The 12475-nt window shown below is 56.0% G+C and carries 12 protein-coding genes and 1 pseudogene; 9 read left to right on the top strand and 4 right to left on the bottom strand.

Features of this window, described 5'->3' with window-relative positions:
* Positions 1–73: 73 nt before the first annotated feature.
* The 3 genes and pseudogenes from BMX75_RS05430 to BMX75_RS05420 all read left to right on the top strand — a co-directional run bounded on the left by BMX75_RS05430 (position 74) and on the right by BMX75_RS05420 (position 3350).
* Positions 74–1324, top strand: coding sequence for an O-antigen ligase family protein (locus BMX75_RS05430; RefSeq protein WP_175474697.1), 1251 nt, complete (start codon positions 74–76; stop codon positions 1322–1324).
* 1 nt (position 1325) lies between these two features.
* Positions 1326–2015, top strand: a pseudogene (locus BMX75_RS05425) (polysaccharide biosynthesis protein); the annotation flags it as partial.
* A gap of 519 nt (positions 2016–2534) precedes the next feature.
* A complete protein-coding gene (locus tag BMX75_RS05420) occupies positions 2535–3350 on the top strand; it encodes a glycosyltransferase (protein WP_092825916.1) in 816 nt (271 codons plus the stop codon).
* 322 nt (positions 3351–3672) lie between these two features.
* Here BMX75_RS05420 and BMX75_RS05415 read toward each other — a convergent pair whose 3' ends face one another.
* The 3 genes from BMX75_RS05415 to BMX75_RS05405 all read right to left on the bottom strand — a co-directional run bounded on the left by BMX75_RS05415 (position 3673) and on the right by BMX75_RS05405 (position 5702).
* Positions 3673–4164: a type II toxin-antitoxin system YhaV family toxin gene (locus BMX75_RS05415; protein WP_092825914.1), complete on the bottom strand. Its 492-nt coding sequence runs from the start codon at positions 4162–4164 to the stop codon at positions 3673–3675.
* On the bottom strand, positions 4161–4496 hold the full coding sequence (locus tag BMX75_RS05410; RefSeq protein WP_092825912.1) for a type II toxin-antitoxin system PrlF family antitoxin: 336 nt from the start codon (positions 4494–4496) through the stop codon (positions 4161–4163). Before BMX75_RS05410 ends, BMX75_RS05415 begins: the two co-directional genes overlap by 4 nt.
* Before the next feature lie 225 nt (positions 4497–4721).
* A complete protein-coding gene (locus tag BMX75_RS05405) occupies positions 4722–5702 on the bottom strand; it encodes an Rpn family recombination-promoting nuclease/putative transposase (protein WP_092825910.1) in 981 nt (326 codons plus the stop codon).
* A gap of 251 nt (positions 5703–5953) precedes the next feature.
* Here BMX75_RS05405 and BMX75_RS05400 point away from each other — a divergent pair, with 251 nt between their 5' ends.
* The gene (locus BMX75_RS05400; RefSeq protein WP_245748352.1) at positions 5954–7378 is read left to right on the top strand and encodes an MBL fold metallo-hydrolase RNA specificity domain-containing protein; all 1425 of its coding nucleotides are present in this window, start codon (positions 5954–5956) and stop codon (positions 7376–7378) included.
* 144 nt (positions 7379–7522) lie between these two features.
* Here BMX75_RS05400 and BMX75_RS05395 read toward each other — a convergent pair whose 3' ends face one another.
* Positions 7523–8476, bottom strand: coding sequence for a LysR family transcriptional regulator (locus BMX75_RS05395; RefSeq protein ID WP_092825908.1), 954 nt, complete (start codon positions 8474–8476; stop codon positions 7523–7525).
* 160 nt (positions 8477–8636) lie between these two features.
* Here BMX75_RS05395 and BMX75_RS05390 point away from each other — a divergent pair, with 160 nt between their 5' ends.
* The 5 genes from BMX75_RS05390 (at position 8637) to BMX75_RS05370 (ending at position 12456) form a co-directional block, all read left to right on the top strand.
* Positions 8637–9467: a transporter substrate-binding domain-containing protein gene (locus tag BMX75_RS05390; protein WP_092825906.1), complete on the top strand. Its 831-nt coding sequence runs from the start codon at positions 8637–8639 to the stop codon at positions 9465–9467.
* Between the two features lie 26 nt (positions 9468–9493).
* Positions 9494–10150: an amino acid ABC transporter permease gene (locus tag BMX75_RS05385; protein ID WP_092825904.1), complete on the top strand. Its 657-nt coding sequence runs from the start codon at positions 9494–9496 to the stop codon at positions 10148–10150.
* Between the two features lie 12 nt (positions 10151–10162).
* Positions 10163–10861 carry an amino acid ABC transporter permease gene (locus BMX75_RS05380; protein ID WP_092825902.1) on the top strand — a complete coding sequence of 233 codons (699 nt, stop codon included), beginning with the start codon at positions 10163–10165 and terminating at the stop codon, positions 10859–10861.
* Entirely contained in the window at positions 10848–11657 is an 810-nt protein-coding gene (locus tag BMX75_RS05375) for an amino acid ABC transporter ATP-binding protein (RefSeq protein ID WP_092825900.1), read from the top strand. Before BMX75_RS05380 ends, BMX75_RS05375 begins: the two co-directional genes overlap by 14 nt.
* 79 nt (positions 11658–11736) lie before the next feature.
* Positions 11737–12456: a DUF1989 domain-containing protein gene (locus BMX75_RS05370; RefSeq protein ID WP_092825898.1), complete on the top strand. Its 720-nt coding sequence runs from the start codon at positions 11737–11739 to the stop codon at positions 12454–12456.
* The last annotated feature ends 19 nt before the right edge of the window (positions 12457–12475 follow it).

Below are 12475 nucleotides of genomic sequence, written 5' to 3'. Positions count from 1 at the left end.
AAAGAGCGCCCATCCGGGCGCTCTTTTTTTGGGCTCAACTGCCCTGTGAACTCACTCATGCATCAGGATGATCATGTACCGTCTCTTTGCCCCTGAGCGCGCCGCTGGGTTGAACCTGGCAGCCCTGTTTTTGGTGTTGGTGTTGCTGATTGCCACCCCGCTACGCAGTCATATCGTCATCGCACTACTGCTTCTGTACGCCCTGAGCTACTTGTGGGTCAATCGCGCCTCGCTGGTTTTTAACCGGTTCGATGTGGTCGTGGTCGCGCTGTTGGCGTCGTATGCCGTGTCGCGGCTTCCGGTCTTTGTGCTGGACGATTTCAGCTCGCGTTATGTTAGCCCTGGCTTGCATATGGCGGCAGTTATTCCCATCTATTTGATGATGCGTCACGCGGGGTCGGCGATCCAACTGGGTGCGTATCGTCGCTGGCTTGAATGGGGGGCTATTGTGGGTAGCCTGGGGGCCTCGGGCGTTGCGCTTTATCAGACCCAGTGGCTGGGCTGGCAGCGCGCCGACGGATTTCTTTTCAGCATCAACTTCGGCTACCTGGCCTGCGCCATGGCGTTTATATGTTTTGCCATGTTGCGCGGCTCGCCACGCAAGGTGTGGCTGGTTGTTGCCGGGCTGGCGGCGTTGTTGGCCATGCTGCTGACGCTAACCCGCGGCTCGGTGATTGCGGTGCCGCCGCTGTTGTTGCTGCTGTTGGTGCTAAACCTGGATGTGCTGGGCTGGAAACGGCTGCTGATGGTGGTTGGCCTGGCGATGAGCCTGGCGGCGGTGGCGTACCTGGCCTCAAACAGTGTTCAGCAGCGCGTGGCGTACAGCGTTGACGAAGTACATAGCCTTCTTGCCGGGGATGTGAGCGAGGCAGTCTCCAGCGGTGGTCGCTTACAGCTTTGGATGGCGGCCAGCCACGCCTTCAAGGAGCGCCCGCTGGTGGGGCTGACGTACCCGGAGCGCGAAGCCCTGAATGCGGAACTGGTGGAGCAGGGCGTCGTTACTGACTGGGTATTGAGCGTGGATCGCGGTCATGCGCACAGCCAGTACTTCGAGATGCTGGCATCAGGGGGACTGCTTGGTATATTGGCCATTTTTGGTTACCTGCTGGCGCCGGGGGTCTACCATCTACGCTTGGTTATCCTCGATCGAAACAACGTCTATGCGCAAACCGGGCTGGTCTTTACGACGGGCTTTGCCATTTATTGCCTGACCGAGGCGGCCATCCACCACGAAATGATGACAGCAGTTTATGCTTACATGCAGGTTAATCTGTTGGTGTTGGCTCATTGCCTCGCTACGCAGAAGCAAGCCGCAGTAACATGATGGGGCCACCAAGCCTATGGCCGAGCTGGTGTTGCAGGATCTGGCGACACGCTACGCCATGAAGGGGTGTCATGGCACGACCTTCTCCATGGTGCGCTTTGGCAATGTGCTTGGCTCCAGCGGCTCGGTGGTACCGCTTTTCCGCCGTCAGATAGAGCAGGGCGGGCCTATCACCGTTACCCATCCGGATATCACCCGCTACTTCATGACCATTCCCGAGGCGGCGCTGCTGGTCATTCAGGCAGGCTCCATGGCGGAAGGTGGGGATGTGTTTGTGCTGGATATGGGCGATGCCGTGAAAATCGTCGACCTGGCGAAGCGCATGGTTCAACTCACCGGCTTGGAAGTGAAGGATGCTGACCATCCTGACGGTGATATCGAGGTGGTCTTTAGCGGTTTGCGCCCGGGGGAGAAGCTCTACGAGGAGTTGTTGATTGGCGATAACGTGGTGGGCACCCTGCACCCCAAAATACTCCGCGCCCACGAGGAGGTATTGCCGCAGGAGGAGTTATCCGCATTACTGGAAGAGCTCGTTGAGGCGGAGCAGAGCCTGGATAGCCACCGCGCCTGCGCCGTGCTGAGGCGGGGAGTAAGCGGCTTTGCCCATAGCGGTGATGTGTGTGACCTATTGCCTCTCAGCCGTCAACAGCACGTTGTGCTGGGGGGAGGTTCTCACGACGCCAGGCATTGAGTCATTGATTACGCTGCATTTTCGCTGCTACGAACCGTTCCTGCACCCGGCCTATCGCCGGATGTTTTGCTTTGTGGCGGGATGGTTGTTGATCGCGCAATGAATTGCGCTCCTACTGGAAACGCTTACACCTGGCTTATTGCCGGGTGTTTTTGCTTTGTGGCGGGATGGTTGCTGATCGCGCAATGAATTGCGCTCCTACTGGAAACGCTTACACCTGGCTTATTGCCGGGTGTTTTGCTTTGTGGCGGGATGGTTGCTGATCACGCAATGAATAGCGCTCCTACGTGCTCCTGGCGGGGCATTTGCCTACGATCAGGGCTTGTATTTACCTCTGGGTTCGCGATTTACTGACTCGTTGACGCCGCTTTAACCTTGAAATGACGACGACGGTGTATGATTTTATGCAGGTTAAGTGGCTGGTGTTGGCTTATTGTCACGTTAGGCACAGAGGCCATGATGGCTCCCTGAGGCGTTGAGTATCTTAGGGCTGTCATCCATAGGCCGGGTAAGGAGACCATGACCTTTCGTTTTTCATTGGAAGTTATTATTGCAGCGTATAACGATGCGGAGGTGTTGGCGCTGACCCTCGAGGGGTATCGGCGTCAATCTTCTCGTGAGTTCGCACTGTGTGTGGCCGATGATGGCTCTGGCGCGGAGGTGCTTGATGTAATTGAGCGGTATCGTGCTCAGGGTCTATCTATTCGCCATGTGTGGCATGAGGACCAAGGCTTTCGTAAGGCGCAGATCGTCAATCGAGCGATTGCGGGCTCTCAGGCTGACTATATCGTGTTTAGTGATAGCGACTGCGTACCGATGCGGCATTTCATTGCTGATCATCGAGACTGGGCGTGTCCAGGCTATATGGTGTCTGGGCGGCGTGTAGATACCGCCGAGGCGTTGACGGCTCGCATCAAGCTTGGGGAGTTGGCCTTGGCGTCCTTGGAGCGTCCGCTACGGTTGGTCGTTGAGTCAATGCGTGGCAACCTTTCCCGCGCTGAGTTTGGCCTGCACCTGCCGCGCTGGTTGGCCCGGCTTTGGAGCCGCAAGCCGCTAGCGCTGTTGGGGGCCAATATGGGGGTGTGGCGAGAGCAGCTGTTGGCGGTAAATGGTTTTGACAGCGATTTTGAAGGCTATGGTGCTGAAGAGGTCGACCTCGAATGGCGGCTGCGCACTTATGGTATAAAATCCCGTGCGATGCGTGGCCGTGGCGGTTTGATTCATATTCACCACTACGAACGTCAAGTCGACTCCCATGTTTACCATTTGCTGCAGTACAAGCGCCAAGTCGGTGAGGTGGTAGCGCGTAACGGAATTCATAGGTTATCCGCTTAGTGCATTGCAATACTGCTCGTCTGCGAGCTTTCTTCTGCACCAGGCGCCCGCCCTGTCGGGCGATCAAACCTTCTAAAAGCAACGATTTTCGGTGGCTCGATCCTTGCTGATCGCGCAATGAATTGGGCTCTTACGATACCCGTATGCACCCGGCGTTTGCCGGGTGTTTTTCTTTGTGGCGGGATGACTGGTTATCGCCCAATGAATTGGGCTCCTACGAGACACACCTTCATCTGGCTTTTTGCCGGGTGTTTTTCTTTGTGGTGGGATGATTGGTGATCGCCCAATGAATTGGGCTCTTACGAGACCCCTTTTTATCTTTTCATCTGGGTTCTTCCCCCAGAGCTGCTTTGATGCGTTCGCGATCACTGATGGCCGCTCTCCACAATTCATTCCAGCTATCCGGTGGGTTACCGTTCTTGAGCATCTTGCGGAAGATAGTGTAGGCGTCCTGTTTACTGTCATAGGCACGCTTGGTGGATTCGTCGTTGACCCAGGCGTAGATGAGGATCTTGCTCGCAAGGTCGTAGCGAAAGAACAGCCGGTACTGTTGATAGAACTTTGCCCGGCACCAATGGGTGTGCTCTGACCCGAGGGTGTTTCCTTGACGATACTGAGGGCCAGCCGGGTCCTTTGGGATGTCGTGCTTGGACAGCTTTACTATCGCCGCCAGACGCTTGGTGGCCGGTCTACTGCGATATCCGAGTGGGTCCTTTTCCTGGTGTTGCTTCACCTTATTGGTGAGCGCATCGACCTGCTCCAGGAATAGCGGATGTGCGTAGATCGTCCATCCGTTTATCTCCAGAGGGCTCATGTGTCGTCGTCGTCCTCCGGCAGTTCCTCATCAAGATCTACCTCAATGCCAGCCGTCAGGCTTTCGGCCTTGGCAAAGGTGCTGGCAGTGACAGGGTGAATGTTTTCCGGATGCCCCTGAAGATCGCGCTCCAGAAAGGCCAGGAAACTGGTCATTACGGGATCTTGGGTGGACTCATCGCGGGCGCGAGTTAGCACCACCTCCCCATTGGGGCGAATCATGTAGTGAATCCGATCGCGGCGATTCAGCTTCAGCGCACGACGAACCGATGCCGGAATGGTCGTCTGGTAGCGATCCGTCAGGGTGGAGTCATCCTCAATGGCCGTGTTCACGATTGGCCTCCGCTAAGTAGCAATGCAAAAGTAATGCAATAAAAATAATGCAATTGCATTACTTCGTCAATGGCAGGGGAAGCCATCAATAGGTCTCTGGCGTCTGTCGGGGATGATGGATGATCTCGCAACAAGTTTCGCTGCTACGAGACCCACCTGCACTTGGTTTTGAGGAGGCTTGCAGCTATTTCAGGGGCTGAACCGGCCGGAGTAGGACTAGCTATATTAGTCCTTACTTCCTGTCTGTAATTGGGCGACGACTTCTATCGATAGCCCTGTAGATTCAGCAATTTGCTCAGTGCTGAGCACGCCAAGTGCGAGCAAGTTACGTGCTGTCGTTCTTTGTGCTTCTATCTGGCCTTCTTGACGGCCTTCTTGACGGCCTTCTTGTAGCCCTTCTTGACGTCCTTTTTCTTCCCAGCGCTCAGGCCATTGTTTAATGCGTTCTGCCAACATGTGATGTACCTCATGTAGCTCGTGTAAGTCATTGAACTCGGGCAGTTCCATGTCGGGTGCTCGGTTAGGTAGCAATACACGGCGTATCCAAACCACGAAAGCCCGTCGAAGCGGTGTCTGCTCAGATGCTTTGAGCCATTCTACCAAACTGCCCAGCACCTCCAGCATGTCCTGCTCATCGCGATTGTGTTCTAACCGAAAGAGTGCGGCTGCCACGTTGCGTACTCGGTCTGACCACTCAGGGTCGTTGACGATGGCACCTTCGTCCAACAGCAGGTATTCCAGGTTAGGGCGGTAACGCTCTAACCCGCCTGGTACCTCTTCGACCAAATCCGCCACGTTTTGTGCCGCTGTCCAGCGTTGTTCTCCATTATAGAGTACCACGGGCAAAACGGGAGGTAATTTGCCGCTTGGCGCAAAGGCATTTTGGCGTATCAGGTCCTGATAAAGAAGCCCCAGGTAGCTCATGATCCGCACAGCCATGTGTTTGTCTTCGCTGGACTGGAATTCTAGCAGGAGGTAAATATAGAGCCAGTTATCACCCCAGCGTACACGCCAGATGATGTCATCTTCGCGGTCGCGTAGTTCATCGGTAATGTAAGAGCCGTTTACTTTTTCCAGCGTCGAAAAATCAAGCTGTTCCACCCATGCTTCTTTTACAAAGCCGGTGAGTAAATCCCTAACCATCTCAGGATGTGAGAAAAGTAGCTTATAGCTATGGTCGTGGCGGTGGTGGGGATGGCTAACCATGGACGCTCCTGTCTCTATGGGTAAAGCTTATCATAGCGTTCTTAGTCTACGGCATACGCTCATTGCTGATCGCGCAACAAGTTTCGCTCCTACGAGACCCATCTGCACTTGGTTTTGAGGAGGCTTTCAGCCTCTGTGGGAGCCAGACTTGTCGGGCGATTGGGTTAGCTATAAGCGCTTGGCTTTGCCAGGCGCTTGTTATATTAATGTGATACGTTTTAATTTAGGTATCGCTAAATAGGGATATAAAGATGGGCGCTCAGACTATGTGGCCGGAGATTCGTCATCACGGTGGGGCAGGCGGGGTAACGGGTAGCTGTCATCAACTGATGGCGAGCAGTGAGCACTCGCTACTCGTGGACTGCGGGTTGTTCCAGGGGGAAGACGCCGCCGAGGATAGCCTGGCGCAGCTTGAGGTGGGCTTCGATATCAGCACGCTGAAAGCGTTGGTGATTACCCATGTGCATATTGATCACGTGGGCCGTTTGCCTTATTTGCTGGCCGCAGGGTTCAGAGGGCCTATTCTATGCTCTGAGCCCTCTGCTGTGCTGTTGCCGCTGGTGATCGAGGATGCCTTGAAGATTGGCTTTACCCGCAATGCGCGGTTGATCGAGCAGTTCCAGGCGCAGCTTCAAAAGCAGTTGGTACCGCTTCCCTATGGTAAATGGCACACGCTAGTGGACGATCACACCCTTGCCATGCGGGTGAAGCTCAAGCGGGCGGGGCATATTCTGGGCTCCAGCTACGTTGAGGTGGCACTGAACGATAAGCTGAAAAGCATCAAACAGCGGGTGGTGTTCTCGGGCGACCTGGGTGCGCCTTACACGCCGCTGCTACCTGCGCCGAAATCGCCGTATCAGGCGGATGTACTGGTGCTTGAGTCCACCTATGGTAACCGCAACCATGAAGGCCGCCGCGAGCGCGGGCTGGCGCTGAAAAACGCCATCGAGCAAGCGCTGACTAACCGGGGAACCGTGATTATTCCGGCGTTCAGTGTTGGCCGCACGCAGGAACTGCTGTACGAGCTGGAAACCATTGTGCATGCCGCGCCGCCATCGTCTGACTGGCGCTCGCTGGAAGTGATTGTTGACTCACCGCTGGCGGCGCGCTTTACGCGGGTGTATCGCCAATTGAAGCCGTTCTGGGATGCCGAGGCGCAGCGCCGTTTACGCTTAGGCAGGCACCCGCTGAGTTTCGAGAATGTGTACACGGTGGATGATCACGAGACCCATGAGCAAACCGTGCGCTACCTGGCCGCAAGCGGTCGCCCGGCGGTGGTGATTGCCGCCAGTGGCATGTGCGCGGGCGGGCGCGTGGTGAATTATCTGAAGGCGATGCTGGGCGACCCGCGCCATCAGGTGCTGTTTGTGGGTTATCAAGGCGCCGGTACGCCAGGGCGGGCTATTCAGCGTTACGGGCCGGAAGGCGGCTGGGTGGAACTGGATGGCGAGCGCATCGATATTCGTGCGGGAATCACCTCCATCAGCGGCTACTCGGCCCATGCCGGGCAGCGCGATTTGCTTAATTTCATCAAGCGGATGCGCCGCTGGCCGCCTGAGGTGAGGTTGGTGCACGGCGATGACCACGCACGTCAGGCGCTGAAAGAATCCATCGAAGCAATGGCCGATAAAGCCGGGCGGCTGGTCAATGTCGTTTTGCCTTCGGTGTATGAGTGACGTTTGGTGGCGGGAGTAATCCGGATCGCGCAACAAGTTGCGTTCCTGATGGGCTTGTAAACGATCCAGTCACTGCATCCAGGCCGTCATTGTTCAGATCGGCAAGGTCTGTTTCCACTGCCAGTAAAAGCGGTGATGCCCAGCCTAACTATCCCCATCGACCATGAAGTCCTCGCCTTTATCGGCATCAATCAGGTGCGATTGTTGCCAAAGCCTGGAGACGAGCTCCTGGATAAAGGTCCGCACGATAAGAGAGGGCCGCCGACCTGCACGCGTAACGACACAAAAGGGCGAAGCAATTTCCACCTGATCAGGCAATAGCGCTTTGAGCTCACCGCGCTCAACCCAATGAGCGGCGTAGTAATGGGGTAAATTGCCAATGAAGTGGCCGCTCAATATCATCAATGCCTGGGCCTCCATGTTGGAGGCATGCGCCCCAACGTGGGCATTGGGGAAGCTCTTGAGCTCCTGGAGGTTGGCGTAAGGCCTGACCACAAAGGCATGCTTAATCACTTCTTCTACCGTAAGTTGACGACTGTCGCGTTCAAACAGCGGATGGCGTTTCGCGCAATAGATGCCATGCACCTCGGTATAGACCTGACGATGCTGCAAGCCTTCCATTTGGGCGGTTTCAGGCAAGATCCCGAGCTGCACCTCTCCGTTGGCGATTTCACCGATCAAACGGTCGGGGCTACTCACATTGATATTCAGGCGTGCCTTGGGGTTTTTGCGTAAAAACTCACCAATGACGCCCTGCAGATCAAGGTCGACATCCATGATCGTGTTATCGACCACCCCTAAACGCAGGGTGCCATAGACAGAGCTGCGTAACTCGCTCATCTCACTGTCAAAATCATCGACCGACGCCAGCAGTAATTTGGCGCGCTCATAGACAATGGCGCCCCGTTCGGTCAGCTCAAACCCCTGCCTTCCCCGTCGACAGACGGTAAACCCCACGCGTTCTTCAAGCGCTCGAATGTGAAAGCTGACCGCGGATTGGCTCATGTGGAGCGCCGTTTGTGCACCGGCAAAACCACGATGCTCGGTAACGGCCAGAAAGACGGAAAGGCTTTTAAGATCGGCAGCTGAAAGCTTCATGAGAATGCTCTACGTTAGTGCGTTTAACATCAATAAAGTGGGAGTGAACATCGAAAGATAGCAATTTTATTGTTGCATGGTTCCTGCTTAACTCAAGGGGTTGTTGCTCAGATGGCTTGCGCCACTGAGATCCGAGCATCACTTGTCCGAGGAGATCCCCATGCATCCCACAACGGCTATTACCGCTGGTTTACTGCTCAGCGTCAGCTTTGCCTCCACCGCCCACAGCGATTTGCTCGACGATATTCGCTCAGAGGGCACGTTTACGGTCGGCACTGAAGCGCGTTTTGCCCCGTTTGAATACATTGAAGACGGTGAAATCGTCGGCTATTCGGCTGACGTCATGGAATACATCATGCCTGAGCTTGGTGAGGACGTGGAATTGATCCGCATGGACTTGCCCTGGCAAGGCATTCTGCCTGGTCTGGAGCGCGAGCGGTTCGATTATGTCATCACCTCCGTGACCGCCACCCCGGAACGCATGGAGCGCTATCACTTAAGTGCCCCCATCGCCGATGCCACCATGGCGATCCTCAAACGTACCGGTGAAGACGACATCAGTGCCCCTGAAGACATCGCGGGCAAAGTGGCGGCAGCCCAGTCGGGGTCCGCGCAATTGGAAGCACTGGAGGCGCTAGCCGCCGAGCTAGAGGCAGCCGGCACGCCGGTTGAGGACATTCGCACTTACACTGGCGTCGATGAGGCCTATGCCGAGCTGGGAACCGGCCGTGTCGATGTGGTCATCAACAGCTTGCCTAACCTGCTGGAAGCCGAGCGTACGCGCCCAGAGGTCTTTGAGGTGGTCGGCACCTTTGGGGATCCGGTCTACTTCTCATGGGCGGGCCGTGATGACGAAGAGAGCGCATCGCTTAATGCCTTTATGGACGAGCAAATCCAGCGACTCAATGAAGACGGTACGCTCGCCGAGCTACAGGAAAAATGGTTCGGCTCTCCCATGGATCTGCCTGCCGAACTGCCTTCCGCTGAATAACCCGCCACTACCGCTCTGAGTGCCACATGTTTGAGATTCTGCTCAATCACTATCCGGCCCTTGCTGAAGGCTTGACCACCACACTGGTGGTCTCGCTTTCCGCCATCGCATTGGGCTTGGTATTAGGTGTCTTGATGGCGTTCGGGCTGATGAGCCGTCATCGCCTACTAGCCTGGCCATGCGGCCTTTACCGGAGCTTTTGGCGAGGGACGCCCATCCTGCTGCAGTTGCTGTTGGTCTACTACCTGCTACCGGAAGTGGGCATCGAGATAGCGCCTATTTATGCCGCAATCCTGACGCTCACCTTGAACACGGCGGCGTTTCAATCGGAAATTTTTCGTAGCGGGATCAGCCACATTCCTGTGGGTCAAATAGAAGCCGCCCGAATGGCAGGCATATCTACCTGGCAAATCCGAAAGCGCATCATCATGCCTCAGGTGTTCCGCCTGACGTTGCCACCCCTGACCAATGAAATCATCACTATCCTCAAAAACTCATCGCTCATCTCGGTAATTGCGGTCACGGAATTGATGCGGGTTAGTGAGCAGATTGCATCGCGCACGTTTCAGCCACTGGAAACGTACTTGGCGGCGGCGCTGCTTTATCTGGCCGTGAACCTGGTGCTGGCCCGCGTCAGCGCTTATCTGGAACGCCGCATGGTCGGCGGCCTGGCCACCGAATAAGGGAGCGCCTGAATGTTTGATATCACCATCCTATGGGAAACACGTGAACTTATCCTACAAGGCTTGTGGAACACGGTCTGGATCTGCTTTCTGGGCTGCTTGCTGGCCCTTTCGCTGGGGTTGGTGCTTGCCGCCCTCAGGCTCGCGAACCCACGGATATTCAGCTATCCGGTGGCTTGCTACGTCGAGCTATGCCGCGGGATTCCCCTGCTGATTCTGCTGTTTTTACTCTATTACGGCGGCCCCAGCATCGGCTTGACCTTAAGCGCGAGCGTCGCTGGCGTTGTCGGCATCGGCCTGTATGGCGCGGGATATTTTGCTGAAATCTACCGCGGAGGCTTCAAGTCGGTTCCCAAAGGGCACCTGGAAGCGGCGCGCATGCTGGGTATTTCTCCATGGCATGTGTTAACCCGCATTCAGATTCCTCAAATGGCGCGCTTGATAGTGCCGCCAAGCACCAACCAGCTAATCATTTTGGTGAAGGAGTCTGCCCTGATATCGATCATCTCGGTGGATGACCTGACCAAAAATGCCACGTCTATCGTCAATCAGACGTTTCAAGTCATTGAGCCCTACCTGGCGGTTGCCTTGCTCTACTGGCTGATCATTGAGCTGATTGCGCGAGGCGGCTATGCACTGGAGAAGCGCTTGGCCAACCGTCAACCACGCCCCATCGAACCACGAGGAGGTACCCGCCATGCCCATGGTTGACTCAACAACGTCTACCCGACAAAAAGCGATCGTCGAGGCGCAGGGCGTCAGCAAGCAATTTGGCGACCTTGAAGTGCTGACCGATATCGACTTCCGCCTTTCGCCTTCCGAGGTGGTGTGTGTGATAGGGCCCTCAGGATCTGGTAAATCGACCCTGTTGCGTTGCCTGGCTTTCTTGGAGCCCTATGACCACGGCAGCGTTTATATAGACAGCCAGCTATTGGGCTACGAAGACAGCGGTGGGAAACGCGTTCGCACCAGTGAGAAGCGCGTGGACGAAGTGCGCGCTCCCGTCGGCATGGTGTTTCAGCATTTCCATTTATGGCCCCATCGTACCGCGCTTGAGAACGTGACCGAAGCGCTGCGACTGGTCAACGGCCTCTCGCGCCGAGAGGCTGACGAGGAGGGCATGGCTATGCTTGAGCAAGTCGGCCTGGCCGACCGTGCCGGGCATTTTCCCGAGAGCCTTTCTGGCGGGCAGAAGCAGCGAGTCGCCATTGCCAGAGCGCTGGCCATGAAACCCAGAGTGATGTTTTTCGATGAACCTACTTCCGCGCTCGACCCTGAGCTGGTTGGGGAAGTGCTGGAGGTAATGAACAAGCTGGCTGCCGACGGCATGACCATGGTGGTGGTCACTCACGAAATGGGCTTTGCCGCAAAAGTGGCCGACCGGGTGATCTTTATGGATCAAGGCCGCGTGGTGGAGAGCGGCGCGCCTGACAAGCTATTCCGCCACCCCCAAAGCGAACGCCTTCAGCAATTTCTTAACACCTGGCGCGAGCGCCATATCGATTAACGGACGTACTGCGTCTATCAACCGGTGCCATTCACTTTTTACAACGTAAAGGCGATGGTCAACATCCTTGGAGAACCCCATGAATACTGAGACACCCTTTGATCATGCGCGTATTGAGCAACTGCCCAAAAGCAACACTGAGCCCTGCGGACATAACCACACCCTGGACACGCCAATCTCTCCAGACGGCACGCCGGTCTTGGGGGAGCGTTATGAAGTGGCTGCCCGGGGTGGCCGAGCAGTGCGCCTAAAAGCGGGACAAACTATCCGCATCATCAATACGCACGGAACCCAGGTGTGCGATACCTGGGCGTTCAGCACTCACAATCTCAATGAATTCATGTCCTGGGAGCACGGCCGTGCCTGGCTCAGCGGGTTAATCCCCAAAGTCGGCGACCCGCTGATAAGCAACCGTCGCCGTCCGATCATGACCCTTACGGCGGATACCTCACCGGGCATTCACGATACGCTAATGGCCGCCTGCGACCTGTTTCGCTACATGACATTAGGCGTCAAGGATTACCACGACAATTGTGCTGATAACCTGCGCCTGGCCATGAAAGCCATTGGCATTGATGCCCCCGAAGTGCCGCAACCGTTCAATCTGTGGATGAACATCCCGGTTAATGATCAGATGAACGTTGACTGGTGCCCGCCTGTGTCTAAGCCGGGTGATTACGTCGACCTGCGCGCTGAAATGGACTGTGTCGTGGCCATGTCGTCTTGCCCTCAGGACATCATCCCGATCAATGGGGAAGACTGCGAGCCGGTAGAAGTGCATTTCGAGGTTCACGAATAAACGCAACCATGGAGAGCCC

Source organism: Vreelandella subterranea, from assembly GCF_900111305.1.
GTDB lineage: Bacteria > Pseudomonadota > Gammaproteobacteria > Pseudomonadales > Halomonadaceae > Vreelandella > Vreelandella subterranea.
Note: the sequence above shows the minus strand (reverse complement) of the source record. Positions and strands in the feature narration are given on the sequence as shown.